This is a genomic window from Microcystis sp. M179S2 (assembly GCF_020245805.1).
GTDB lineage: Bacteria > Cyanobacteriota > Cyanobacteriia > Cyanobacteriales > Microcystaceae > Microcystis > Microcystis aeruginosa.
Genome location: NZ_JADBUE010000286.1, coordinates 24,916 through 49,607, shown reverse-complemented (window position 1 = coordinate 49,607; position 24,692 = coordinate 24,916). Strand labels below are relative to the sequence as shown.

At 42.4% G+C, this 24,692-nt stretch carries 23 protein-coding genes; 10 read left to right on the top strand and 13 right to left on the bottom strand.

Features of this window, described 5'->3' with window-relative positions; translation table 11 throughout:
• Positions 1 to 141: 141 nt before the first annotated feature.
• Positions 142 to 969, bottom strand: coding sequence for a YaaW family protein (locus IM500_RS17150; RefSeq protein ID WP_287739119.1), 828 nt, complete (start codon positions 967 to 969; stop codon positions 142 to 144).
• Between the two features lie 97 nt (positions 970 to 1,066).
• Here IM500_RS17150 and IM500_RS17145 point away from each other — a divergent pair, with 97 nt between their 5' ends.
• The 4 genes from IM500_RS17145 (at position 1,067) to IM500_RS17130 (ending at position 5,341) form a co-directional block, all read left to right on the top strand.
• On the top strand, positions 1,067 to 2,011 hold the full coding sequence (locus IM500_RS17145; protein WP_190722164.1) for an NAD(P)/FAD-dependent oxidoreductase: 945 nt from the start codon (positions 1,067 to 1,069) through the stop codon (positions 2,009 to 2,011).
• A gap of 99 nt (positions 2,012 to 2,110) precedes the next feature.
• The gene (locus IM500_RS17140) at positions 2,111 to 2,365 is read left to right on the top strand and encodes a DUF7219 family protein (protein WP_002740468.1); all 255 of its coding nucleotides are present in this window, start codon (positions 2,111 to 2,113) and stop codon (positions 2,363 to 2,365) included.
• A gap of 218 nt (positions 2,366 to 2,583) precedes the next feature.
• The gene (locus IM500_RS17135) at positions 2,584 to 4,647 is read left to right on the top strand and encodes an ABC transporter ATP-binding protein/permease (protein WP_190722165.1); all 2,064 of its coding nucleotides are present in this window, start codon (positions 2,584 to 2,586) and stop codon (positions 4,645 to 4,647) included.
• A 160-nt stretch (positions 4,648 to 4,807) separates the two neighbouring features.
• On the top strand, positions 4,808 to 5,341 hold the full coding sequence (locus tag IM500_RS17130) for a GNAT family N-acetyltransferase (RefSeq protein WP_190722166.1): 534 nt from the start codon (positions 4,808 to 4,810) through the stop codon (positions 5,339 to 5,341).
• 209 nt (positions 5,342 to 5,550) lie between these two features.
• Here the strand turns inward: IM500_RS17130 and IM500_RS17125 are convergent, their stop codons facing one another.
• The 5 genes from IM500_RS17125 to IM500_RS17105 all read right to left on the bottom strand — a co-directional run bounded on the left by IM500_RS17125 (position 5,551) and on the right by IM500_RS17105 (position 11,340).
• Positions 5,551 to 6,525: an MvdD family ATP-grasp ribosomal peptide maturase gene (locus IM500_RS17125; protein WP_190722167.1), complete on the bottom strand. Its 975-nt coding sequence runs from the start codon at positions 6,523 to 6,525 to the stop codon at positions 5,551 to 5,553.
• A gap of 53 nt (positions 6,526 to 6,578) precedes the next feature.
• Positions 6,579 to 7,559 carry an MvdC family ATP-grasp ribosomal peptide maturase gene (locus IM500_RS17120; RefSeq protein ID WP_190722168.1) on the bottom strand — a complete coding sequence of 327 codons (981 nt, stop codon included), beginning with the start codon at positions 7,557 to 7,559 and terminating at the stop codon, positions 6,579 to 6,581.
• Between the two features lie 277 nt (positions 7,560 to 7,836).
• Positions 7,837 to 7,989, bottom strand: a complete 153-nt coding sequence (locus IM500_RS17115) for a microviridin/marinostatin family tricyclic proteinase inhibitor (RefSeq protein WP_071825016.1) — start codon at positions 7,987 to 7,989, stop codon at positions 7,837 to 7,839.
• A 765-nt stretch (positions 7,990 to 8,754) separates the two neighbouring features.
• On the bottom strand, positions 8,755 to 10,035 hold the full coding sequence (gene rodA / locus IM500_RS17110) for a rod shape-determining protein RodA (protein WP_287739118.1): 1,281 nt from the start codon (positions 10,033 to 10,035) through the stop codon (positions 8,755 to 8,757).
• 243 nt (positions 10,036 to 10,278) lie between these two features.
• Complete coding sequence (locus IM500_RS17105) at positions 10,279 to 11,340, bottom strand: Mrp/NBP35 family ATP-binding protein (RefSeq protein ID WP_002782914.1); 1,062 nt, start codon at positions 11,338 to 11,340, stop codon at positions 10,279 to 10,281.
• Positions 11,341 to 11,559: 219 nt separating this feature from the next.
• Here IM500_RS17105 and IM500_RS17100 point away from each other — a divergent pair, with 219 nt between their 5' ends.
• Positions 11,560 to 12,483, top strand: coding sequence for a hypothetical protein (locus IM500_RS17100; protein ID WP_287739116.1), 924 nt, complete (start codon positions 11,560 to 11,562; stop codon positions 12,481 to 12,483).
• Between the two features lie 59 nt (positions 12,484 to 12,542).
• A complete protein-coding gene (locus IM500_RS17095; protein WP_079207925.1) occupies positions 12,543 to 12,980 on the top strand; it encodes a hypothetical protein in 438 nt (145 codons plus the stop codon).
• An 82-nt stretch (positions 12,981 to 13,062) separates the two neighbouring features.
• Here IM500_RS17095 and IM500_RS17090 read toward each other — a convergent pair whose 3' ends face one another.
• Positions 13,063 to 13,854, bottom strand: a complete 792-nt coding sequence (locus IM500_RS17090) for an MOSC domain-containing protein (RefSeq protein ID WP_287739113.1) — start codon at positions 13,852 to 13,854, stop codon at positions 13,063 to 13,065.
• Positions 13,841 to 15,118: a glycosyltransferase gene (locus IM500_RS17085; protein ID WP_287739111.1), complete on the bottom strand. Its 1,278-nt coding sequence runs from the start codon at positions 15,116 to 15,118 to the stop codon at positions 13,841 to 13,843. The genes IM500_RS17090 and IM500_RS17085 overlap by 14 nt, the downstream gene beginning before the upstream one ends.
• A gap of 165 nt (positions 15,119 to 15,283) precedes the next feature.
• Here IM500_RS17085 and IM500_RS17080 point away from each other — a divergent pair, with 165 nt between their 5' ends.
• On the top strand, positions 15,284 to 16,453 hold the full coding sequence (locus IM500_RS17080) for a glycosyltransferase family protein (protein WP_287739110.1): 1,170 nt from the start codon (positions 15,284 to 15,286) through the stop codon (positions 16,451 to 16,453).
• 326 nt (positions 16,454 to 16,779) lie between these two features.
• On the opposite strand, the gene IM500_RS17075 is transcribed toward IM500_RS17080, so the two are convergent.
• Together IM500_RS17075 and IM500_RS17070 are read right to left on the bottom strand one after the other, a co-directional pair.
• A complete protein-coding gene (locus IM500_RS17075; RefSeq protein ID WP_287739109.1) occupies positions 16,780 to 18,111 on the bottom strand; it encodes an AtzE family amidohydrolase in 1,332 nt (443 codons plus the stop codon).
• Positions 18,108 to 18,284, bottom strand: coding sequence for a DUF4089 domain-containing protein (locus tag IM500_RS17070; protein WP_002740449.1), 177 nt, complete (start codon positions 18,282 to 18,284; stop codon positions 18,108 to 18,110). The genes IM500_RS17075 and IM500_RS17070 overlap by 4 nt, the downstream gene beginning before the upstream one ends.
• 396 nt (positions 18,285 to 18,680) lie before the next feature.
• Between IM500_RS17070 and IM500_RS17065 the strand changes: the two genes are divergently transcribed.
• The 3 genes from IM500_RS17065 to IM500_RS17055 all read left to right on the top strand — a co-directional run bounded on the left by IM500_RS17065 (position 18,681) and on the right by IM500_RS17055 (position 22,621).
• Positions 18,681 to 20,282 carry a B12-binding domain-containing radical SAM protein gene (locus IM500_RS17065; RefSeq protein WP_190722390.1) on the top strand — a complete coding sequence of 534 codons (1,602 nt, stop codon included), beginning with the start codon at positions 18,681 to 18,683 and terminating at the stop codon, positions 20,280 to 20,282.
• A gap of 170 nt (positions 20,283 to 20,452) precedes the next feature.
• On the top strand, positions 20,453 to 21,868 hold the full coding sequence (locus IM500_RS17060) for an ABC transporter substrate-binding protein (RefSeq protein ID WP_190722391.1): 1,416 nt from the start codon (positions 20,453 to 20,455) through the stop codon (positions 21,866 to 21,868).
• Positions 21,869 to 21,895: 27 nt separating this feature from the next.
• Positions 21,896 to 22,621, top strand: coding sequence for a WecB/TagA/CpsF family glycosyltransferase (locus tag IM500_RS17055; RefSeq protein WP_190722409.1), 726 nt, complete (start codon positions 21,896 to 21,898; stop codon positions 22,619 to 22,621).
• Between the two features lie 9 nt (positions 22,622 to 22,630).
• On the opposite strand, the gene ureG is transcribed toward IM500_RS17055, so the two are convergent.
• From ureG to IM500_RS17040, 3 genes are all read right to left on the bottom strand, one after another.
• Positions 22,631 to 23,224: an urease accessory protein UreG gene (ureG, locus tag IM500_RS17050; protein WP_190722392.1), complete on the bottom strand. Its 594-nt coding sequence runs from the start codon at positions 23,222 to 23,224 to the stop codon at positions 22,631 to 22,633.
• Between the two features lie 175 nt (positions 23,225 to 23,399).
• The gene (locus tag IM500_RS17045; protein WP_287739107.1) at positions 23,400 to 23,987 is read right to left on the bottom strand and encodes a Maf family protein; all 588 of its coding nucleotides are present in this window, start codon (positions 23,985 to 23,987) and stop codon (positions 23,400 to 23,402) included.
• A gap of 133 nt (positions 23,988 to 24,120) precedes the next feature.
• Entirely contained in the window at positions 24,121 to 24,513 is a 393-nt protein-coding gene (locus IM500_RS17040) for a hypothetical protein (protein WP_287739105.1), read from the bottom strand.
• Positions 24,514 to 24,692: the final 179 nt, after the last annotated feature.

Sequence of the window (24,692 nt, the reverse complement as noted above, 5' to 3'; positions counted from 1 at the left end):
GTCAGTCTGTAGAGCGACCATAAGACCAGAACAGAGTAAATCTGTTAAGGCAGGTGCGGAACCCCGCAAGGGAAAGAAGCAGAAACCTAAATCGTGAGGTTTGGGAATCGCCGTCCGTTTTACGGCGGCGAGGATGTCAAGCTATGCAGGTTGCCAACAATCGTCACGGGTCAGACGAATTTGGGCAAGGGCAAAAATAGTCGGGATAATCCGGCCGTAATCGGTGGCGATCGCCTTCCAACCGAGATCAGCAATAAACCAACCCCATAAAGCCGGTCCTACCAAACTTAACACGGTTCTGACGGCTCCGTACCGGGCCGCCGCCCTAGTCATGCCCTGTTTAGCCGTTTGTAGGGCTAATTGATTAGCAATTGCCCCACCCTGGACTAGGGCAGTTTTTGCCCCTTGATAGCGGGCAAAATGAAGAGCGAACTGCCCGGCGATATGTTTGAGCAGAATCGGTTTCAGGATAGAATTAACGGCGATGACGCTACTGCCTTTGAGGACTATATCGAGGGGATTGTGTTGTAGGTGAACCGGTAAGGGTTGGGGAGTGCGGCAATCCGCGAGTGCTTTTTGAATTTGAATCGAGAGGGATTTTTGTTCCGATGGGGGGAGACGTTTCCAAGCTTTGTTAACGAGGTGAAGATAGATTTCCGCTTCAATTTCCGTTGTCGGCATTTTTTGGGAGTAGGGAACCTTGAGGAAATGACAGACACGAACTAGAATTTGACGATAACTAACTTTTTCCGTTTGACCTTTTAATACTGTCACACCATCGGCAGCCAAGTAACGAAAACGATCCTCGACGCTATCTAACCAACTATCCCAATCTTGACTTTGAACGGCGATTGCGTCCGGCGCTCGTAGATAATCGAGAGGGTTAAAACGACGGCAAAAGAGGATGTTAGTGATTTGCTGTAGTTCCTCCTCGGTGGCTAACTCCAAAGCTGTGCGTAGTTCGTCCAATGTGGTTTTTCCTCCTCAGCCCCAATAATCAAATCAGTTTCGCTAGTGCTGATTACTACTAATATTAACTCAAGGGTTCACAGGATTAGGAAGGCTAGTGACAAATTTTTCGATTAAGGTTGGGATCATTGGTGCGGGTTTAGCCGGGTTAACCTGCGCTCGTCAGTTGTGCGATCGAGGTTATACTGTTAAGCTATTTGATAAGTCTAGAGGCATTGGTGGTCGTTTAGCCACGCGACGGGTTAATCGAGCTAATCAAGAGATTGCTGTGGATCATGGCTTGCCTTTTTTGACTGTTCAGGGGGAAAAAACGGCGGCTTTAATTGATAATCTTCTGAGAGAGAATATAGTTACTTCTTGGTTTGATTCTAGCTATGTTGCTCCTTCTGGCATCAATAGCGTGGCGAAATTTTTAGCTCAAGGGTTAGAAATTGAACGAGATTTTCTGGTTACTCGTCTGGAAAATCGTCAAGGAAAATGGGTTTTAAACAATAACGGTCAAATTCGGGGGGAGTTTTCGGCGATTGTCCTGGCTATTCCCGCCCCGCAAGCGGCGTTATTATTAGAAAACTCTCATATAACTACTATGCCAGAATTGCGATCAATCGTTTACGATCCCTGTTTAACGGTAATGGCGGGTTATGGCGATTCTTTACCCGCAGTTGCTCCCGCCACCGATATCGCTTGGTTAGGACTTGATAGCAGTAAACGGCAATCATCCCCTGATTATGTCTTTGTTGTGCATAGTAGTGCCGATTTTGCGGTTAAATATCTCGATAGCGAGGATTTAGAAGCAGTTAAGCTAGATTTGCTCGCTCGTGCTTCTTTGCCTCTCCCCGATTGGTCTCAGCTGCACCGTTGGCGTTATGCTTTAGTCCGTCAGGGTTTAGCTGTACCCTGTTTAAGTGTTAATAGTCCTTTACCTCTAGTTGCCTGTGGTGATTGGTGTCAAGGGGGAGATTTATCGAGAAATTCTTCCCTAGAAACGGCCTTAACTTCTGGGATAGCGGCAGCTAATCAAGTTCAGCAGCTACTCTCTTAAGAATCTAGAGACAAGTTCAAATTCTTAGGTTAAGCTTAAGTTAACAAAAGGTTAAATAATATAATAATGTAGATATCCTATACTGGGGGGTCGGTAACAATGGAAAAATTCAATTCTAAAGATAACTTTCTCTACCCTAAAACCAGCTACAGGGGTTTATTCACGCCACAAAATTTAGTTTTTAACGCTAATTTGCAGGAATTCGCCCTGAGAGTCTCTTTTATCGCTGGTTTACACAGTGGGGGAAAGCTGACCTCCACGGAAGCTTACGAGAAAATTAACCAGCTTTGGCAAGAGTTGAATACCAGTCAAAAATTCCTACTAGCTAATCATTTTGAGGATCACGGAGATTGAGAGATGGGGGTTTTTCAGTGATCAGTAAACAGCATCTAGACTGCCACAGTAACAAAAGTGGGTCAAGTAGTTCTAGTCAAGTCAGAGCTTTCTGGCCATAGCTGGCTTTCATCTTCTAGATAAAAATGTTATCAAAAGACAACAAGAGGTAATTCGGCCGCTACAATATGATAGCGAGTTGTCAAGAGAACAGTAAAAGAACTGCCAATTGGATCTAGATGCCTCAATATACTACTAAACAAGCAACGGAAAACCCTGTTGTGTCCGACCAGTCCGCCAAGAATCCCTTTTCACTATTTGGTCAATTTTGGGAAAGCCTAAAAATTGTCGCTCAACCCTATTGGTATCCAACGGAGTTAAATGGACGCGCCTTTGGAGATGTGATCATTTCTTGGGGGATGTCAGCTTTGATCCTTTTAAGTATCTTGGCAACGGTGGGGGTAGAAGCTTTTAGTAGCTACTGGAATCGTTATGTACTCGATATTATTATTGAAGATAGAGACCTTTCTAAATATCTCAATACGCTTTGGTTATCCAGTTTGTTGATTATAGGAACAACGGGGTTATTTGCTTTTTCTCAATTTATTCGTCGTCAAGTGGCATTGGATTGGTATAAGTGGTTAACGAAACAAACCGTCAAAAAATATCTCAATTATCGCGCTTATTATAACATCGATTTTACCTCAGCTTTAAAAAATCCCGATCAAAGATTATCTCAAGAAATTGAACCAATTACGACCATGACCCTGAGGTTTTTAATTACCTTCGTGGAAAAAGGGTTACAAATGATTACTTTTGCAATTATTCTTTGGACAATTTCTCGGCAAATTGCGGTTTATCTAATAATTTATACGATCGCAGGAAATTTAATAGCAATTTATCTAACTCAAGAATTAAACAAAATTAATCAATCGGAGCTTAATAATAAAGCTGATTATAGTTATGCTTTAACCCATGTGCGTAACCACGCCGAATCCATTGCTTTTTTTCAGGGAGAAGAGCAGGAAGAAAAAATCATTGAAGGCCGTTTTGAACGGGTTATTCAAAGCTCGGAAAAACTGATCAATTGGGAACGGTTTAATAATCTTTTTAATCGAGGTTATCAGTCAGCGATTAGTGTATTTTCAATGTTTATTTTGACCCCGATGTTTATTAAAAACGAAATCGATTATGGGGAAATTAGTCAAGCGAGTTTATGCTGTTTCCTTTTTTCTAATGCCTTGGGACAATTAATTACTGAATGGGGAACATCGGGTAAAGTTTCAAGTTATATTGAACGGTTAGCTACCTTGACAGATGCCTTAAAAGTTGCCAGTGAAGAGCCGAAAAACTTAAGTCGTATTACCACCCTGGAAGATAATCGTCTAGCTTTTGAAAATTTTACCCTACAAACTCCCGATTATGAAAAGGTAATCGTGGAGAATTTATCGGTTTCTGTCCCTTTGGGAGAAAGCCTACTGATTATTGGCCCCAGTGGTCGAGGAAAAAGTTCCTTGTTACGAGCAATCGCCGGTTTATGGAAAGCAGGTAGCGGCCGTTTAGTGCGTCCTCCTTTAGCTAAAATGTTATTTTTGCCCCAACGTCCTTATATTATCCTTGGCACTTTACGGCAGCAATTACTTTATCCCCATACCAATGAGCAGGTGAGCGATGAAGAATTAGAAAACATCTTAAAAAAAGTCAACCTGCAACATTTATTAACTGACAAAAATACCTTAGATAAACAAGTCAATTGGGAACAGATTTTATCCCTCGGAGAACAGCAAAGACTAGCTTTTGCTCGACTATTAATCACTAAACCCACTTTTACTATCTTAGATGAAGCAACCAGCGCTTTAGATTTGACCAATGAAGCCAGCTTATATCAGCAATTACAGGAAAGTGAAACCACTTTTATTAGTGTTGGTCATCGGGAAAGTTTATTTAATTATCATCGATGGGTCTTAGAGTTAACAGAAAATTCCCATTGGCAGCTGTCAACTGTAGAAGATTATCAGCGCAAAAAAGTTAATGACATGGTAATGATGTCAAAAAAATCAGAAGATTTTTCGGCGGTAAAAATAGAGCCTTTGTCTGAGGTTAAAACTGAGCATGATGCGGAAATTGCAGGAGTTTCTGAAATAGCCGAAGGTTTGTCCCATCAACAAATGCAGTCCCTAACTGATTATTCTTTAAGTAGCGTTCGTAATCGAGCCAGTTTAGGTAAAATTATTACTGCCAAAGATGGTTTTAATTATCGTTACGATAAAGACCCAAAAACCTTAAAATGGGTGAGAATATAGCTAATGGGGTGACAAACAGATTGAAAGTGAGACAGAGTATTCAGACTTCCCCCTCTCAGGAGAACTAGAGAATCAGGTTTTTGCTGGGTAAGTTGATTAACAAGCTACTAACTGATAACTGATAACTGATAACTGATAACTGGTATAGGAGTTTTATCAAATGAAAGCACTGGAAAAACTGGTGACGGAACGATTATATTTAGTCCCCTTAAAGCTTGAACTTCTCAAGGCCGCAATTATAGGTATCGATGAATTGGCAACAATTTTGGGGGTAAAAGTTGCAGCTGACTGGGCCGAACAAGAGTTGATTCAAGCTTTCCCTGATATTGCGAATATTTTGCTGCAATTCCCCTTCCAAAATGAGTGGGGGTGGGGGAGTTTAATTATTCATCAAACAGAAAATACCCTTATTGGTCATGTGATGATCAAAATTATTCCTGATGTCACAGGTTTACCCACAGATGCTGTAGAAATTGGCTATCAAGTAGCGCCGTTATATCGACGACAAGGCTACGCATCCGAGGCGACAAAAGCAATGATGGACTGGACACTTTCTCAACCTGGTATGCAAACAGTGACCGCCGGCTGCGCTCCCGATAATATAGCTTCAAAGCGAGTTTTAGAAAAAATAGGCATGGATCTGATAGAAGCACGAGAGAAAGTCTTGGTCTGGAAATTAAGTAGGGTTTGCTGAAAAAGTTTGTTGGTGGGGTTAGGAGTCAGTTATCAGTTATCAGTTATCAGTTATCAGTTCACTGAGAAAACTCCCCACTTCCCCACTTCCCACACCCTACACCCCACACCCCACACCCTACACCCTCTTTCAAGTCAGGAGTCGGGGGGGAAATCTGGAGTCAGAGCCTCGTCGATGCGATAAAATACTCTGGCTCTGTATTTGTTGGTTTATGAGTTAACTAGGACTTCAGCGATCGCCTGGGAGATGGGAAAATAAGGAGGATAAAGTTCTAGCCAGAAAAACTCACCAACGGGATTAATTTCTAAAAAGATATAACGTTCATCTGGTGTGACAATCATATCAATTGCACCATAATTGAGACCGAAATATTTCATTAATTCAAGTAGTTGCTTTTCAATAGTTTTCGGTAAATCGTAGGGTTGCCATTGTTGATGGAGCGCTCTTCCCTCTTTTCGCCAATCGTAGATAGCGCCGTCTAATTGTTGGGAATTAATCGCCGCCGTAAATATTTGTTCACCGACGATAGTGATGCGTAATTCCAAAGCTTTAGGAATGTTTTCCTGAAAAGTCATGGGACAAAATTGCAAACCTTCCAAATTATCTAGGTCTTCCTTTGTAACAGGACTGGTAAAAACAACCATTTCCTCTTGCTTGTCTCCATAAATAGCAAATTGAGAAAGCATTTTAGTCACAATTCCCGTCGCTTCAAACTCCTGAGCAAATTGCTTGACAGCTTCAGGATTATTAGAAGTTAAAGTCCCCGGAATTAATAAACCTAATTGTTGCGCTACTTGTAACTGCAATTGTTTATGATTGGCATGATCTACCTTAGCAATTGGATCAAGATGAAAACCAGATAAACTAGCAATCATTCCTCGAATACTTAACCGACATTCCTTAAGAGAAGCTTCGCGAAATTGACTATCCATCCCATCGGGTAATTTTAGTCCGTATCTCATGCGTCGATACCAGACAGAAGAAACTTCTTTTAGCTCTAATTTTTGTTCTCCATCGGTAATAATTCCGCCTTTTTTATCGCCTGAGTAAAGATCAACTTTCACCTCTGTAGGGAAGCGATCAGTATCAAAACGGAAGGCTTTTTTCCCCATCGTTTCTATGGCTTTGATTACCAGAGGAATACTTTCATTATCGTGGCTAAAAGTAACAATTAAAACGGTCATAGATTTCCTTGAAAACTTAGGATTAACAATTTTTTGAGCGCCAGCTTTGCCGATCAACCGAAGACTAAAAAATCAGCGATCGCATTAGAAATAGGTAAATCTAAATCCCGTTCTAACATTCCCCACTCACCACAGGGATTAACTTCTAAAAAAACGTATTCTCCCCCAGGAGTTAAGATAAAATCAAACGCCCCAAAATTCAACCCTAAATTAGCCATAAAAATCTGAAGTTGCTGCAATAGTGAATCGGGTAAAGTATGATGTTGCCAAGCACCCGGATCAATACCCGGTCTTCGCCAATCTACGGCAGAATTATTATACTGAGAAGATTCTAAAGCTCCCACAAATGTCTGTCCATTAACCACGACAACTCTCAATTCTAATTGTTTGGGAATTTCCGCTTGAAAAACCATAGGACAATAACGTAAAGATTCCGCTTCCTCAAGGTCTTCTGCTTTCACCCTACTGGTATAAAGAAAAAATTCCGGCGACTCCATACTTCGGGCGATCGCAGTTAACAATTTACTCACCATTCGTCCCTGAACCTGGGAAAAAAACTCCCGGGCAGCATCAGGATTATTGGTAACTAAGGTAGGGGGAATAATCAAGCCAACTTCTGAGGCCAAACGAAGTTGTAATAACTTATTTTTAGCCTTCTCAATTTGCGCTAAATTATCTAACCAACGCGCTGACCTTAAACTATCCCAAAAACCAGCCAAAGTCGTCTGGGATTCTCGCACACAAGCCTCCCGAAACTGAGGATCTAAATCTCCTGTTATTTCAGGTTGCCAAATACGTCTTGTCCAAACAGATTGCACCTGTTGACTATCAATAGATTGATGGTTATAGGTTAATTGATAAAAACTTTTTTTACCATTAAATTGGGCTGCTAATTGAACCTCTAAGGGAAATTTATCGGTATCTAAGCGAAAAGGTGTGGCTCCTTTTTTTTCTATCGCCTCAGCCACGCGGTCAATCGTGAAAAAATCGCCGCTATGGGTCAACAATAAAACAACTTTAGGCGATTCTTTCATATCAGTTGCAAGTCCTTACATTTTAACCCATCTTAAGGCTTTTGGGTCGGTCTTTATTGATCCTAATCTCAAGAAAATGCTGCAAAAAGTCTTGCTTTTGCTTGACTTATTGCAGTATTGGTTTTTTCTTGAGTAATTACTAAAGTTACTTTACAGCACTTCTCAGGATCTCAACGTGCAGTTTTTTTGGCTGCGAGCCTTGCTTAGTGGAGCTTTTAGCTTTTTGTCTGTACGGTGTAATCAAGAAAAGTGCTGTAATTACTCAAGTGATCTGAGTTTAATAATCTTCCCAGTCAGAAGGGTATTTAAAGGTGGTCCCGAAGGTAGGCTCAGGGGAAGGAGACTTGATGGAAGATTCCTCTTTGCTTACGGACAAGAAACGAGCAAAGAAAGGAAGTGCTTTACCTTGTTGATCGTTGGGATATGCCATAGTTATTCCTCTGGTAATTTCGAGTGAATAGGTTTAATCACTCAGACAAAACTAACAACCTGTACTTACCCCTGAAAGCTTTGCTGTGCATGGCTCTCAGAATCGGGATTGTGCAAATAATTTGCCTTTGTTTGGGTGATGGAAAACATCATAAGCACTAATCCAGCCAATGTCAAGCACTTAAGAAAAATTTAAGAAAAATTTCCGCTAAATCATACTAAATCCTTTGATTATCGGCTATTTATGAGGACAGGCACTTATGCAAAAGGCACTCACGCAAAAGGCAACTGGATAAAAATAAATAGATTAGTAGATTGGATGATTTAAATTGTAGTCCTTCGATTCGAGAGTTTTATGCAGAAGTGTTGAATCCGGCAATAAAACTTCACAAAACCAGTATTTTACAGTGCTAAATTAGATTCGCTATTGGGAATGGAGTCAATAATCAGTCCTTTTTGGTATCATCAGAGCGAATACATAACTTGGTCATGATCTTCAATATCTTAACATTCAACACTTCTGAGTTTTGTGGTGAAAGAAAGTTTTTTAATGTCGGTTATTGGCTCCCCCGTACCCAAGATCAACAGGAGGCATCTTGTACTCAGTAATCAGTGATCAGTAAACAGTAATCAGTGATCGGTGAAAAGACAGTAGAAACTATCATTATAGACCTAGTTGCCACACAGAAACCACAAGAGCCATACTCTGTCACTTAAAACTCAAATCTGATAACTGATAACTGATAACTGATAGCTGCACGACTACTTAGTACAAACGCTTACGGGGGCGATAATTAGCCACGGATTCCACTAAACCCAAGGCGATAAAATTGGTTAATAAAGATGAACGTCCATAACTTAACCAAGGTAGAGGAATCCCTGTAATCGGGGCTAATCCCACGGTCATGCTAATATTAAGAATTGCCTGAAAAGCGATCATCGAGAGAACACCGATCGCTATTAAAGAACCAAAGTTTTCTTTAGCAGTATTAGCAATGACTAACAAACGCCAACAAACTAACCAGAAAGCTATTAAAACTAGAATACTGCCGACAAAACCGAATTCTTCCCCGACTACGGAGAAGATAAAATCGGTGTGTTGTTCGGGAATAAAATTTAATTGGGTTTGGGTGCCTTGATGTAATCCCCGTCCCAATAATTCTCCGGATCCGATGGCAATGCGGGATTGAATTAATTGATAACCTCCCCCCAAAGGATTCTTTTCTGGGTGAAGAAATAGGGTTAAACGATCTTTTTGATATTCTTTTAATAAACCCCAAAAAACCTCGCCTAATTTACCCACTGCCAGATTAGTTGCCACCACGATGAAAGTAGATAAAAAACGGTAGGGAAGGGTAAACCAAGCAAGCACAGCGATGATAATTGCTAAAACAATCCAAGCAGGAAAAAGTAAATTAAACAGAAAAACCGATGCGAGGGGAGATAAGAGGATAATCATCCAAGGCAGTTTCGCATTAGCCCAGTAAATCATGCCTAGGGTAATTGCCCCAAAGACTAATCCCGTCCCCAGGTCCGGCTGCGCCATAATTAACACCCAGGGGATGGCAGTGACGGCAAAGACACGAGCGATCGCAAAAAGATTATCGGCGGGACGATGATGTAGGAGGGCTGCTAGGGTGATAATTAAACCTACCTTGGCAAATTCCGACGGTTGCACGTTAAAACTGCCGATATTAATCCAACTTTGCGCCCCATTCGCCGTCACCCCCAGGACAATTACCGCAATTAGGGAGAGATTAGTGAGAAGATAGGTTAACCAGTGCCATTTCAACAGACTTTCGTAACGACAACGGGCTAGAAATAAAGCGATCGCCACTCCCACGCATCCGAATAACCAGTGTTGCCACCAATCGAGAGCAGTGGTATGTCTTTCGGCACTACGAATCATTAAACCACCGAAAACGGTTAAACCCGTCACTAAAACGAACAAAAGCCAATCAATTTGGGCTATATCACGGAAAATGAAGCTAAACTGCTCACTAAAACCCCTTAGTTTCCTACTAACAAGGGACTGTCTTCTCACCATTTCTCTCCCCATATTTACTGACTAACTAGGGTTTGCTGAATCAATCTAAAAACATTGTTCGATAATACTTTTAGACCTTTTTGAAATCCAAAAGCACCGGCCCTTGGAGTGATCGGGGGGAAAATTTAGGGACTTTTTCCCTGAAAATGGGTAAAATCCTACACCCTACACCCTGCCCCCCCCGATGTCGGGGGGGTTGGGGGGCCACACCCTGCCCCTAGGAAAAACTTTTTGCCGCAAACCCTAACTATAGGCTGCCACGGATACTTTCGCCGCCACCTGACGAGCGATCGCTATCAGGGCTTTAGCTGAGGCCGATTCCGGTTGCCCCAAAACCACTGGTACACCAGTATCACCGCCCTCCCGGAGGGCTATCTCCAGAGGCACACATCCCAGTAAAGGAATGCCCAATTCTTGCGAGGTTTTTTCCCCACCACCGGACCCAAATAGATCATAGGAGCGATCGGGCTGATCGGGGGGGATAAAATAACTCATATTTTCCACGATACCCAAAACCCGCGCCCCTAGCTGTTGGAACATTTTTAAACCCCGGCGCGCATCAATTAAAGAAACCGTCTGGGGAGTGGTGACAATCACCGCACCCGCTAGGGGGACCGATTGAATTAAAGTTAATTGTGCATCCCCGGTACCGGGAGGCATATCGACGATTAAATAGTCTAAATCGCCCCAGTTGACTTGATAGAGAAACTGACGGATAATGCCGTTTAACATCGGACCGCGCCAGATGACCGGTTGATCGGGGTTGATCAAAAAGCCCATGGAAACCATTTTGATGCCATGGTTAAAAGCGGGTTCCAATATCTCGCCATTTGCGCCCTGTACGGTCACTTGTGCGTCATTTAAGCCCAACATTGTCGGGGCGTTGGGGCCGTAGATGTCCGCGTCTAATAGCCCCACTTTTGCCCCTAAATGAGCCAAGGCGACGGCGATATTGACAGCCACGGTACTTTTCCCCACACCGCCCTTACCACTGGAAACGGCGATAATATTTTTAACCCCCTCCACACCTTGGCGATCGGGTAAAGCTTTTTGTTGCGGGGTTTCGGCAGTTACGTCCACAGCGACACTTTCCACCCCGGGCAGCTGTTTAACGGCTTTTTGGCAGTCTTCCACGATAAATTCGCGCAAAGGACAGGCGGGAGTGGTCAAAACTAGGGTAAAGCTAACTTTTCCGCCATCGATCGCCACATTGCGGATCATGTTCAATTCCACTAGGCTTTTTTGCAGTTCCGGATCTTGAACGGGACGTAATACTTCTAAAATCGAGGCGGTATCAAGGGGCATGGTTTCAGTGTCTCTAGTCAAGTATTGTTCTTATGGTTATTTATCTTAACCTTGATATTTCTACTTATGGCCTAAGAGAGATGCTCCCGTATTTTCTTAAATGTATAGTGGGATCATCTGGGAGCAAGTCACTTTTGCGAGTGCATAAATTTGACACTCGTGGGACAAGTCACTGAACAACTAAGACAAGATTGTTGACTTCAAACAAAGGGAAAAAAGATGTTAAAAATTACTGCGGATCTATATTCTGGACGAGCGAATCCAGAGTGGATTATCAGCGATGAACAGGAAATTCGCGCTACCCTGCGGGAAATCGCTAATAATGCTAGTGTCATCGCTAAATCGGCACCAGCCAACGCTGGTCTAGGATTACGGGGATTTTTAGTAGAACCCCTCAACGATGAGGTAGGCCGCAATTACAATCTGCCAGAGAGTATTTATCTAGCGGCTGGACAGTATGCTACCAGTTCTAAAGCCAATGCTATTGCCGAAAGACTGGTCGGTTTAATCAATAGTGCTGAAATAACCACCAGAATGACCCCTGAAGAAGAAGCTCTATCTTTAGATGAAGATCTACAGGGGTTTTTGCAGGAACAATTATATGTAGGTGAGCGCTTGACGCTCCTCGATACGGAAGGATTAGAATTATCCCCCGAAGCTGTGGAAATCCCCCTCGAAACCCCCAAGGCCGCCTGCCAATACGAATTGGGAGCTTATAATCCCAATTTCTGGAACAACAACGCAACTATCCTGCGGAACAATAACTGCTACAATTACGCCAGTAACAAACGCACCGATACCTTTGCCCAACCCGGACGCGGTTGTGGTAGTATGTATCGCTCGCTCACCTGTGCGGAAGTGACCCGAGCTTCCCTGTGTGATGGCTTACACGTGCGTTATAATTGTTTCCCCGCCTCCGAAGCCCCTCGCTATCTGGTGGCCCTAGTTATAGCTCCAGGACGAGATTTCCACTGGTATCGACTGAATAAAGAGGGTTTCTGGAGTCATAAACCTGGTTCCACGCCGGTCAGAAATGTTGATAATAGTAACCGGGTGATTACAAATCCCGAAACCTGTAATCGCGGAATTTATACGCAATTTTGCGGCTATTTCTATACTTGTAAGAGCCAAAAAATTCGTTAAACGTTTCAACTCAGGTCAGTTAGATGGCTAAGATAGAACCTGAGGGAAGGAGGGGAAAGGTGGCAGCAATTGTGGTGATCGCCATGTCCCTCTTTTGCCTGCTCGGCCTAATAGTTTACACTCAGACAGTGGAGGCGATCGTGCAAGTAGAACTCGATATATTTAGTGGTCGTCCCAATCCCCATTGGACTCTTAATGAGCGCGATAGTCAGGAACTACTCCAACGACTGCAGCGTTTGTCCCCTACCAAAGCTGGTGAACCTAGTGGCAATTTGGGTTATCGAGGGGTGATCCTCAGTAATCCCAGAGGTGCGATCGCTGGATTCGAGTGGATCGTTTGTTCGGATGGATTAGTGGTCGGATACAAGGGAGACTCATCCCAGAAGTTTATCGATGCCAATCGTAACTTGGAACGTTGGTTAGTGCAAACTGGTGAGACAACTTTGGGGACGGATATACTGCGCTCCCTCCGTCAAGAGTTCGGTGCTGATTTCTAGGCATATTTTTAGCTTTTCAAGAGTTGGTTGCCAGTATTTCCGGTTTTATTTGACTGACCTTGAAAGGGCTGCCCCTATATCCCTAGATTACGGTAATACGATCGCCGACTTTAATTGTACCTGTCTTTTCGGGGATGACATTTTCTCCGAACATGATGCCCCCGGGGAAACGGCGAAAAGTGCTTAAGGTTTTTAAAGGTTCCTGTTGGGGATTTCTCCTACCTGTTTCTTGATCGGTGGTGGTGATAATACAGCGACTACAGGGTTTAACTAGGGCATAATTTATCTCTCCAATTGTGATCTTTTGCCAACTACTTTCGCTAAAAGCTCGCTCGCTACTAATAACAATATTAGTCCGAAAACGATTCATCGGCACTGGTGCAACTAAACGCTGATTTAAGTCCTCTAAAGAAGCAGTATTAGTTAATAAAATTGGATAACCATCGGCAAAGCTGACGGGAGTATGATCGTTCCCTGCATAGCGAGGATTCGCGGGACGTGGATAATCGGGAGATTGTCGCACTAAACGACAAGGAATGTCGAGAATTTTCTCGAACCATTCAGCGATTTCATCCCCTTGATCCATGGCTATGGTTTGGGATTCCCAGATTTGAACCGCTCTTTTTTCTCCTGTGAAATTAGGCTGGAAAGTCAGGGAATCTTGAGATGTTTTCAGAGAAAAATTATCTCCTGTCATCGTGACAGAAACCCTGGCTAATTGCGGATATTCCCTTTGAGTGATAAATTTACCCTTGCCATCCACTAACATCATTTCCCGATCCCAGAGTAAACCTTTAGGAGTCACTTCAGATTGGGATAATTGAATACCTCGACAGGATTTAATCGGGTAGATATAGAGATCAGTAACCTGCATTTTCTTTCAGTAGTTCTACATATTTTTTAGCCACATCTTCCCACGTCCAGAGATTAATTTTATTGGGAATATCTTCGGGTAACAAGCGAGGAATTGGATTGAGGATAAATTGTTCTAAACAATTGGCTAAACTGTCTGCATCTCCCCTAGGATAGAATTGCACTCTTTCGGGACAATTATATAATTCTACCTGTTCTTGAAACACTTCTAAATCGGAAGCAATAACGGGAATACCTTGTAAAATGGCTTCCGCTATTGCCAATCCAAAACCTTCATATTTTGAGGGAAATACCACAGAGGAACAGGTTTGATAATAAAATTGCAAGGTTTCATAGTCTTGATAACCTAATCCCTTGATATGACTCTGGAAAATTTCTTGATTTTCCCGATAAAGTCGGGTACATTCTTTGAGATAATCTTGGTATTCTTGGGTTTTGGACTGTTGAGACAATTGCAGATTTCCATTAACTAGATTATCGGTTTCTTTCCCGATGAAAACAACCTTAAAGTTTAAGCCTTTTTTCGCTAGTGTAATTGCTGCCTTGAGTAAAGTCAGATGATCTTTGTAGATACCAAAAGAGGAAGGAAAATAAAAAGTAACTAGCTCACTTTTGACTAAATCACTCTTGGGATTAGACTGATCGATAAATCCGGCTAAGGGTACAGCTTTTAATTTACTAGCATAGGTAGCATTGGGAAAAACTTTTAAAACATCGTCTTTAGTTTTTTGGGAAATTGTGAAGAGTAGATCGGCCTTATCTAACCATTCTTTTAAGACTTCATTGTAGGGTTCTTGATAGGATTCTGAGTAAGTTAAGGGAGCAAATTCCCAAAAGACATCATAAATAATGCCACTTAAAGTAACGTTAACATTGGGGGGAGAAATCCGATTAGTCATCCCATACAAACAGTGATCAGCTTGGTAACGCTTGATAATCTGATTAATTCTTGCTTCGATGCGTAAAAGTTCAATTCTACGAGAGAAAAGACGATGAATAGAATTCAGTCTTAGGGTTTTGTAAAAATTCGCTAGAAGACCATAAAAATAGATTAATTTTGTTTCAGAACTCTGGGGGTAAAAATTAAAATCTTCGTAGATAAGTTTATCGGAATCGTGCATTAAAGACTTAAAATATTCAATGTCATTAGGAGGGAGGACGATAATAATTTGTTCGACGTATTCTAATAAGCTAGGTATTAAAGAGATAATGACTCTTTCTACTCCTCCTTTGCGATAAAACACGATCGGGATGACAATTTTCATAGATTTCCTTGCAGATAGCTGGCAATAAAAAGATTGATTTTTGACTTGAACCCATTATATGATAGGCTCGAATTGTTCTACTGAGTTGAGAAATCGAGTTAAATTCGAGAAACTAAGACTCTATCACCCATCGCCCCTATTTTCCCTCGATCTTGGAGAAAAAGAGTGTCGCAAGCTACTCCATCCCTACAATCTAATCTCAAAAAATGGCTACGAGCCAGCGCACCTTCCCTATTTCAAATTAAACAGCGTTTGAGTGCCCGTCGTTGGCCGAAAAAATCGATCGTTATTTACACAGAAAAATATCGTCCCATGCTTCCGGCGGAAATTTGGCAACGGGGGGCCAGTGGTACCCAGGCATCGGTGGCTTTTTTAGCGCAGGAATGGACGAAACGCGGCTATAAAGTGACGATTTTTGGCAATTGTGAGGGCATGGAAGGGGAAGAGGACGGTATTCGCTATGTTAATTATTACCAGATGAATTGGCAAGATCACTTTGAGACATTGGTGATCTCTCGTCATCCCACCTATTGCCGTCCGGGTACCAAGGCAGAACGAATTTTTTTTGATTGGCAAGATATTAAAGTGCCGGCAGCCTCCTATACCCCCGAAATTTTGGCTAGATACGACAAAATTTTCTGTAAAAGCCAATATCAAAGAGATTTACTGGATTTCTGCCCCGATCATCAATGTCCGATTGTTCCTAATGGTATCGATACTTCCCTTTTGGCTGTAAGCGAGACGGTGCCAGAAAGTGAGTATCTTCCCTATCGTCTAGTCTATGCCTCTCGTTATTATCGCGGACTAGAGTCGATGTTAAAGCATGGCTGGCCGATGATCAAGGCGGCAATTCCCGCAGCCGAGTTACATCTCTACTATGGTTTTACTAAACGGGATGAAATTGGCGATCGCAAGGAATGGCGGGATAAATTAATGGCTTTGATTAAAGCTAGTGCGGGGGTAGTTGATCGCGGAATGATCGGTTATCGTCAACTAATCGAGGAAAAAGCGCGCTCTGCTATTCATTACTACGGTTGCACCTATCGTGAGATCGATTGTATTTCTGTGCGCGAGTCGGCAGTGGTGGGTTGTCTGCCAGTGGTGACGGATTTTGCCGTTTTTCGAGAAAAAGACTACTGTGTGAAAGTAGCGGGGGAAGTAACCGATCCGGCTACTCAGGAAGCTATAGCCTGGAAAATTGTCGAATTACTGAAAAATCCCCAGCTTTTAGCCCAAGAGCGCGAAAGATGTCGTCAAATTGCCCTAACTGACACTTGGGAGCGATCGGCTGCCGCTTGGTTAGATGTGATTGAAAAGGAGTCTCCCAGTCAGTAGATTGTTTACTTAGGGTATGCTGAAAAAGTAGGGGCGAAGCATTCGGATAGAAAATCTACGGTTTCAGCGATAGGTTATTGCCCGAATGCTTCGCCCCTACAGATATTATTTGAAGACCTACCAGGACGCCAGCCGCTCAAGATGCAAGGTTTTTGAGCCACTAGCTTGAAAATCTTGCAGCTGCTTCGCCAAACATTCCCTCAAACCCCTTACCTCGTCTATATTTCACATTTATTCAGCCAACCCTACTCAGACTATAAAAGTAACCTTTTCGCTTAATAAGTGCCTAAATTAGGGATTTTAAGAGGAAGTAAGCTCTTGAAATCTCACTTGTGCGGGATATCTATGAGCATTTCCTCTAAAACCCTTGCTACGCTTAGCATTAACTCTTCGCGATCGGGTGCGGCGATGATTTGTAAACCTAACGGTAGCCGGGATGGGCGTTTAATCGGCAACGAAAGGGCAGGTAAACCGATAAAAGAAAAAGGTTGGGTAAATCTGCCTAAATTAGGTCTAATTAATAGCTCTTGCCCGTCAATAATCATTTTTTCTACTCCTAACGGTGGTGCAATACAGGGAATTGTCGGGGTGAGGATAATATCGACTTCGGTGAAGATCTCTCGCAAACGATCGCGATACCAACGGCGAAAACGTTGAGCCTGTAAATACCAGCTAGAGGGAATTAATGCCCCTGCCAAGAAGCGATCCCGGGTTGCGGGGTCAAAATCCTCTAATCTGGTCTGTAAACGCGGTAAATGCCAATTTGCGCCCTCGGAAGCGGTAATTATATAGGCGGCTGCCCTGGCGCGGACGGTTTCGGGAATGGTGATTTTTTTGGTAACTCCTAAACGTTCGGCGATCGCTGTCACCGCCTCGATTACTTCCGGTTCGGCTCCCTGCTGAAAATAATCATCGGCAAGGGCTATTTTTACGCCCTCTAAGCCATTTAAAGAAGCTTTAAGGTTATTTTTGGCAAAAAGACTCCAAATAGCCGCCATATCCGCCACATTGCCGCTAAAAAATCCCGGATGGTCTAAACTACTGACGAACAAAAATAGGCCCTGACGGGATACGCGCCCAAAGGTGGGTTTTAGCCCCACCACGCCACAGCAAGCGGCGGGAACCCTCACGGAACCATTAGTATCGGAACCGAGGGCGAGAGGCACTAAATTAGCGGCAACGGCAGCGGCGGAACCGCCGGAGGCTCCCCCCGACACGCGACTAGGATCGCGGGGGTTGGGAGTGGCTCCATAATGGGCATTTTCGGTGACAAAACCGTAGGCGTACTCATCCATATTGGTCGCCCCCACCAAAACTGCCCCGGCTGCTTCTAGGGTTTGTATAGCGATCGCATCTTGTCCGGCGGCAGGGTGATCTCGATTGATTTTGGAGCCGGCAAGGGTGACAATACCCTCGATATCAAAGAGATTTTTGACGGCGAAGGGGACTCCTGCTAAGACACCGACGGATTCCCCATTAGCGATCGCTTGATCGATTTTTTGGGCTTGAGCGAGCGCCCTAGGCTGTAAAATGTCGGTAAAGCAATTTAAATGGCGATTTTTCGCCTCTATCTCCGCCAAAGTCTGGCTAATAACTTCTAAGGCTCTAGTTTGACGATTTTGGATCGATCGAGCTAAATTGCACACAGAAATAGTCATGGTTCAAAGCTGAGGGCGCTTTCCCCGTCATCCTCTAAGGGAAATTCTGTCACTAAACTGGCGATTTCTTGCAAGCGTTGCCAGTTTTCAACCACAGAATTTAAATAGCGATCGGGAATGGTTAAATCTAGGATTTTCGCCATGATTATAACGTATTCTTCTGGGTTATTCATAGATTTCGTTCTGGTTGGGGTGAAGGAGATAAAGAGTTGCTTGAAAGCAGCGCTCAGGAATAAAATCGACACCTAGTTAAGCTGTGAAAATTGCTAGGATATAAGAGAAAATCTCCTGTAAATACAATAGCTATCCCTAGGGAGGAAGTATAACTTGAATTTGTTCTTGACCACCGACTCCCTAGGATCATAACCTTAGATATGATCCTAGAACTGTATATTGAGATATTTTCCCCTCCTTCACCTCCGGATTAAATTAAACTTATAAGTAGGGAGGCACAATTATTTGTAGGATGGGTTAGCAGTAGCGTAACCCATGCGGGCGTTGGGTTTCATTCTTCAACCCAACCTACGTTCTGATAACTGATAACTGATACCTGATAACTGATAACTGAAATGACCATCTTACAAGACGAAAAACTCCTCTTTACTCCCGCAATACCCCACAGTGATGCCCTTAGAACTATTTTTGCCTTTCCTAATCAGTATTCTGTGGGTATAACCAGTTTAGGTTATCAAATTGTTTGGGCAACTTTAGCCCTGCGATCGGATATACAAGTTAGTCGTTTATTTACGGATTTTCAAGAATCTTTACCCCGTTATCCCGAATTAGTCGGCTTTTCCTTTTCTTGGGAATTAGACTATGTTAATATCCTCTCGCTGTTAGAATCTTTAGAAATTCCTTGCCACAGTCATCAACGGCAAGATCGGCAAGCGATAATTTTTGGAGGGGGACCAGTTTTAACTGCTAATCCCGAACCTTTTGCCGCTTTTTTTGATGTAATTTTATTGGGAGATGGTGAAAATTTAATTGCCGATTTTATTAATGCCTATCAAGAGGTGAGAAACGCCGATCGACCGACCAAACTCCGTCATTTGGCCCAGGTTCCGGGGGTGTATGTTCCTAGTTTATATACCGTTAATTATGATAGTTCTGAAGGTGAAATTACAGCAATTCTACCCATAGATAATAATGTTCCTACCTTTGTTAGTAAACAAACCTATCGCAGTAATACCCTTTCTGCTTCTACGGTGGTAACAAAACAAGCGGCATGGGAGAATATTTATATGGTAGAGGTGGTGCGAAGTTGTCCAGAAATGTGCCGTTTTTGTTTAGCTAGTTATCTAACTTTACCCTTTCGTACCGCTAGTTTAGAATCTTTAATCCCTGCCATTGAAAAAGGTTTAAAAGTGACCGATCGCCTGGGTTTATTAGGTGCTTCCGTCAGTCAACATCCCGAATTTGACACCTTACTCGATTATCTTTTTCAACCAAAATTTGAGGGAGTTAGACTCTCGATTGCTTCAGTTAGAACTAATACCGTCACGGAAAAATTAGCTAGAATTTTATCCCAAAGAGACACCAAATCAATTACTATTGCCGTAGAAAGTGGTTCCGATCGCTTGCGGGAAATTATCAACAAAAAGTTAGCCAATGATGAAATTATCCAAGCTGCTATTAATGCCAAAGCTGGCGGTTTAAAAGGGATAAAACTCTATGGTATGGTGGGAATACCGGGAGAAGAAACTGAAGATATTGGGGCAACTGTGGAAATGTTAATAGCCTTAAAAAAAGCCGCCTCTGGACTGCGAATCTCTTTCGGTTGCAGCACCTTTGTGCCTAAATCCCATACTCCTTTTCAGTGGTTTGGCGTTAATAAAATGGCCGAAAAAAGATTAAAATATCTAGAGAAACAATTAGGTAAACAGGGCATAGAATTTCGACCAGAAAGTTATAATTGGTCAGTGATTCAAGCTTTATTATCTAGAGGCGATCGCCGCTTGACTTCCCTGTTAGAATTAACCCGTGGCTACGGTGATTCTTTAGGCAGTTATAAACGGGCTTTTAAGGAACTAAAAGGACAAATTCCCCCTCTAGATTATTACGTCCATCAGCAATGGCGTTTAGAACAGGTTTTACCCTGGAGTCATTTACACGGTCCTTTATCCTCGAATGTTTTAATAAAACATTTTGAACAATCCCAAACAAAAAGGTAAAATATGGCTAATAAGCTAAGACACATTTAAACAATGTCTTGACTATCAGACCCCAAATGAGGTATTCTATCAAGGTAGATCGGATAGTGGTGCAATTCAGAATTGAATTGGTGTTTTTATTAACTATCAATCTCGATTAAACCATTAATTTAATCTTAGTTGATCAGCCCATGAGCCAGAAAAATGATACAGTTACCCTGCTTTTATCCCTGCTGATTACCCTATTATTTTTTGGGGTAGGTAGTTGGTGGTTATACAATCGTTTTCAAGGAAAAAATAACCCAATCAATCGTTCTGAAATCGAGAAAATATCACCAGAGCAAAAATCGGTATCGGCACAAGCAAAATTTAGTCAAGGGGAAAACTTATTAATAGTTGACGGGGCTTCTTCTGACAAACAAGCTGCTATACAGGCCCTCGGAAAAGGAGACTTTCAGCAAGCAGTTTACCTCCTAGAAAAATCCCTGCGAGCTAATCAAAATGATCCGGAAGCTCTCATCTACTTAAATAACGCCCGTATTGGTGAAGCTAAGTCCTATACTATCGCCGTTTCCGTGCCAATTGGGAGCGATGTCAACACTGCCCTAGAAGTTTTACGAGGAGTCGCCCAATCTCAAAATCAAATCAATCAAGCTGGGGGAATTAATGGCATTCCTTTAAAAGTTCTCATTGCTGATGATGCTGATAGTCCCGAAATTGCCGCTCAAATTGCCCAAAAATTAACGGCTGACAACAGCATTTTAGGAGTAGTAGGACACACTAGCAGTGACACCTCTTTAGCGGCGGCCGCTATCTATCAAAAAGCAGGATTAGTAATGATTTCCCCCATCAGTACCTCAGTTAAACTCTCCAATTTTGGTGACTATATCTTTCGTTCTGTTCCCAGTGATTTTGTGGCGGCACGGGCATTAGCCGAATCCAGCTTGCAAAAAATTCCTAACGTCAAGGCAGTGGTATTTTTTAACTCCCAAAGTAATTATAGTCAATCCCTAAAATCTGAATTTATCACCGCTTTAGGATTAGGAGGAGGTCAAGCGGTGAGTGAATTTGATCTATCTTCCCTCACTTTTACCCCTTCTAAAAGCCTCCAACAAGCTCAACAGGAGGGAGCAAATCTAATCGCCCTTCTTGGGGATAGTGGTACCCTAGATAAGGCTTTGCAGGTGGTTCAAATCAATGGTCAAAAATTACCGATTGTGGCGGGTGATGACGTTTATAGCCCCAAAACTCTGGATCTAGGCCGAAAAAATGCCCTTGGCATGATTGTCGCTGTCGCTTGGCATTTAGGGGCTAATCCGAACAGTACTTTTGTGAATAATTCCCGCCAATTGTGGCAAGGAGACGTAAATTGGCGCACTGCCACCGCCTATGACGCTACCCAGGCTTTAATCGCTGGAATTAAGGCAGAATCTAGCCGAGAGGGAGTTCAACAGGCGTTAAGAAGCAGTGATTTTTCTGTGCCTGGGGCGACTAATCCCGTGCGATTTTTACCCTCTGGCGATCGCAATCAATCCGTGCAATTAGTGGTAGTTCAACCCGGTTCTCGTTCTAGTTTTGGGGTGGATTTTGTGCCAATTTCTCGATAAAATGACAACTAAATCAAGATGACTTATATGTTAGAAACTCCCCCCAAATATTCTGTTCTTGGTTTACCAGTTCATCTCCTCGATAACTACAGTCGTTGGCTAATTGATCGCCTCTATCAAGGTTTTGGTTCCCACGTTGTCACTCTCAATGCAGAAATGGCAATGTTAGGGGAAAATGATGCTAAAGTAGCCCAAGTTATTCGGGAAGCAGATTTAGTTATTCCCGACGGCGCGGGGATTGTTATTTACTTAAAATTAAGGGGCAGAAAACAAACCCGCTGCCCCGGTATTGAACTATCAGAATCCTTAATTACTGAGTTAGGAATGCAGGGAGAGAGTTTTCCTATTGCTTTTTTTGGTGGTCAACCGGGGATTACGGAAAAAGCGGCAAGTAATTGGCAAAAAAAGATACCTAATATCCGTATTCTGTCTAACCACGGTTATCTATCCTCCCAGGAAATGTCCGATTGGATCGAGGTATTAAAAGATCAACAACCGCGGTTAATTTTAGTTGGTTTAGGAGTACCCCGACAAGAATATTGGATTAGGGAACATCGCCATCTCTGTCCCCAAGCTATCTGGGTAGGTGTGGGGGGTAGTTTTGATATCTGGTCTGGGACAAAAATCCGCGCCCCTCGCTTTTTCTGTGACAATAATTTAGAGTGGTTGTATCGACTCTATCAGGAACCTTGGCGTTGGAAAAGAATGTTAGCTTTACCTAAATTTTTCTGGCGCTCTCTTTTTTATTCCTAGTAATAGTTATTATAAATTCTTTTCGATAAAGGCAATCACTCGCTCTAATCCTTCCCGTGTTTTCAAGTTGGTGAAGATAAAGGGTTTATCCCCGCGCATTTTTTTTGCATCTCTATCCATCACTCCTAAATCTGCCCCCACCATCGGGGCTAAATCTATTTTATTAATTACCAATAAATCCGATTTGGTGATACCTGGTCCTCCTTTGCGAGGGATTTTATCTCCGGCTGCCACGTCAATCACATAGATGGTTAAATCTACTAATTCGGGGCTAAAGGTTGCCGCTAAATTATCACCACCACTTTCCAGAAAAATTAGCTTTAAGTTAGTAAATTTTCTCTCTAACTGTTCAATGGCAACTAAGTTAATTGAGGCATCTTCGCGAATAGCTGTATGGGGACATCCTCCCGTTTCTACTCCTAAAATTCTTTCCGGAGCTAAAGCTTGCGATCGCACTAAAAATTGGGCATCTTCTTGAGTATAAATGTCATTGGTGACTACGGCGATCGGATATTGATCCCGCAAATTTTTACACAGGGCATCGAGCAGGGCTGTTTTTCCTGAACCCACCGGACCGGCAATTCCCACGCGCAAGCAAGACATAGTTTTTTCGGGAAAAAGTGACAAGGAAAGGGTTAAAAATTTTGGAGCTATCGGATAGAAAAAAGAGGGGTTCGCAGGGCGACACGGATTCCCATTATAATAAAAGGTTAACACAAATCTGAGAATTTGTCAAGTCTTTTTGTCAATAAATTTGGGGAAATCATCGGCAAAAAGATCACCAAAAGTCAGTGATTTGGTAGCCAAAATCCGTTAACATCTGCCTAAATAGGGGCAAACTTAAACCGATAACATTACTGTGACATCCCTCCAATCTTTCCACGAATAGACCCCCCTTTCCTTCTAGGGCAAAACAGCCAGCACATTTGAGGGGTTCTTCGCTGTCAACATAGGCAATAATTGTTTCATCGCTGATATTGGCAAAGTGAACTTTAGTGATCCCACAACGAGTCAAAGTTCGATTATTAACTCGATCGATTAAAGCATGACCTGTATAGAGTGTACCCACCTGACCGCGCATTTTTTGCCAACGATCGATCGCTTCTGATTTATCCTTGGGTTTGCCATAGACTTCCCCCGCTACTTCTAAGACGGAATCACAACCAAGAATTAATCCTGTATCAAATTGGGGGGCGATCGTTTGCGCTTTACATTGGGCTAAAGTTTGGACAAGATGGAGAGTATCATCAGCATTAATTGTCGATTCATCAAAGTTACTCACCCGCACAATCGGATCAATTCCGACCATTTGTAATAGTTTTTTACGCGCAGGAGAAGCGGAAGCAAGAATCAAGGGAATGGACATAAGTTTTTTCAGTAAACAAGATAGGAGATAGTTAGGTAGGGTGGGTTAGGCAATGACAAATTATTAGACTTAATTATCAATTTATCTATTTGCCGTAACCCACCATCAGTTATCAGTTTTTTAGCTATTTCTGCTAGGAATTGGCAGGATTTTCGGGGGGGAAATAACGATTTAAAATCTCAACCATGCGTGATTCTCTTTCTTCAATTTTGTCAAATCGATTGTAAAAATCCGACTGAACCTCATAAAAATCCGACCTCGATCGAGTTAATTGTCCTAGCAGTTGATAAAGTCCCCGTCTATCTTTTTCCCATTCTTTTTTAGACTCAGCAAGACTATTAGTTAACGCTTCGATCGATGTGGCGTTAGAATTAGCGATCGCTCTAGTTTCTTTTAATCCCTGATTGGTTTCCTGTAGTCCTAATTTAATCTCCTGTAATCCTAATCTAATCTCCCGTAGTTCTGTTAGGGTATTTTCAGCAAGAGATTCGAGTCTATCTAGTCTATTTTCTTCCGAGTTACTCATATTCATTTACCGGTTATCAGTTATCAGTTATCAGTTATCAGTTACCAGTTATTAGATTTGAGTTTTAGGTGACAGTATTAAATAGAAGTTTCCTACTGTCTTTTCACTGTTTACTGATTACTGATTACTGATTAAGTAAGTATTTTATCTTTAATTGTGACCGGCTACCTAGTTGATGA

Excerpts from the sequence above, each read along its gene's own strand:
- IM500_RS17140 (WP_002740468.1), top strand. The coding sequence starts at position 2,111 with ATGGAAAAATTCAATTCTAAAGATAACTTTCTCTACCCTAAAACCAGC.
- IM500_RS17135 (WP_190722165.1), top strand. The coding sequence starts at position 2,584 with ATGCCTCAATATACTACTAAACAAGCAACGGAAAACCCTGTTGTGTCC.
- IM500_RS17130 (WP_190722166.1), top strand. The coding sequence starts at position 4,808 with ATGAAAGCACTGGAAAAACTGGTGACGGAACGATTATATTTAGTCCCC.
- IM500_RS17125 (WP_190722167.1), bottom strand. The coding sequence starts at position 6,525 with ATGACCGTTTTAATTGTTACTTTTAGCCACGATAATGAAAGTATTCCT.
- IM500_RS17120 (WP_190722168.1), bottom strand. The coding sequence starts at position 7,559 with ATGAAAGAATCGCCTAAAGTTGTTTTATTGTTGACCCATAGCGGCGAT.
- IM500_RS17115 (WP_071825016.1), bottom strand. The coding sequence starts at position 7,989 with ATGGCATATCCCAACGATCAACAAGGTAAAGCACTTCCTTTCTTTGCT.
- rodA (WP_287739118.1), bottom strand. The coding sequence starts at position 10,035 with ATGGTGAGAAGACAGTCCCTTGTTAGTAGGAAACTAAGGGGTTTTAGT.
- IM500_RS17105 (WP_002782914.1), bottom strand. The coding sequence starts at position 11,340 with ATGCCCCTTGATACCGCCTCGATTTTAGAAGTATTACGTCCCGTTCAA.
- IM500_RS17100 (WP_287739116.1), top strand. The coding sequence starts at position 11,560 with ATGTTAAAAATTACTGCGGATCTATATTCTGGACGAGCGAATCCAGAG.
- IM500_RS17090 (WP_287739113.1), bottom strand. The coding sequence starts at position 13,854 with ATGCAGGTTACTGATCTCTATATCTACCCGATTAAATCCTGTCGAGGT.
- IM500_RS17085 (WP_287739111.1), bottom strand. The coding sequence starts at position 15,118 with ATGAAAATTGTCATCCCGATCGTGTTTTATCGCAAAGGAGGAGTAGAA.
- IM500_RS17075 (WP_287739109.1), bottom strand. The coding sequence starts at position 18,111 with ATGACTATTTCTGTGTGCAATTTAGCTCGATCGATCCAAAATCGTCAA.
- IM500_RS17070 (WP_002740449.1), bottom strand. The coding sequence starts at position 18,284 with ATGAATAACCCAGAAGAATACGTTATAATCATGGCGAAAATCCTAGAT.
- IM500_RS17065 (WP_190722390.1), top strand. The coding sequence starts at position 18,681 with ATGACCATCTTACAAGACGAAAAACTCCTCTTTACTCCCGCAATACCC.
- IM500_RS17060 (WP_190722391.1), top strand. The coding sequence starts at position 20,453 with ATGAGCCAGAAAAATGATACAGTTACCCTGCTTTTATCCCTGCTGATT.
- IM500_RS17055 (WP_190722409.1), top strand. The coding sequence starts at position 21,896 with ATGTTAGAAACTCCCCCCAAATATTCTGTTCTTGGTTTACCAGTTCAT.
- ureG (WP_190722392.1), bottom strand. The coding sequence starts at position 23,224 with ATGTCTTGCTTGCGCGTGGGAATTGCCGGTCCGGTGGGTTCAGGAAAA.
- IM500_RS17045 (WP_287739107.1), bottom strand. The coding sequence starts at position 23,987 with ATGTCCATTCCCTTGATTCTTGCTTCCGCTTCTCCTGCGCGTAAAAAA.
- IM500_RS17040 (WP_287739105.1), bottom strand. The coding sequence starts at position 24,513 with ATGAGTAACTCGGAAGAAAATAGACTAGATAGACTCGAATCTCTTGCT.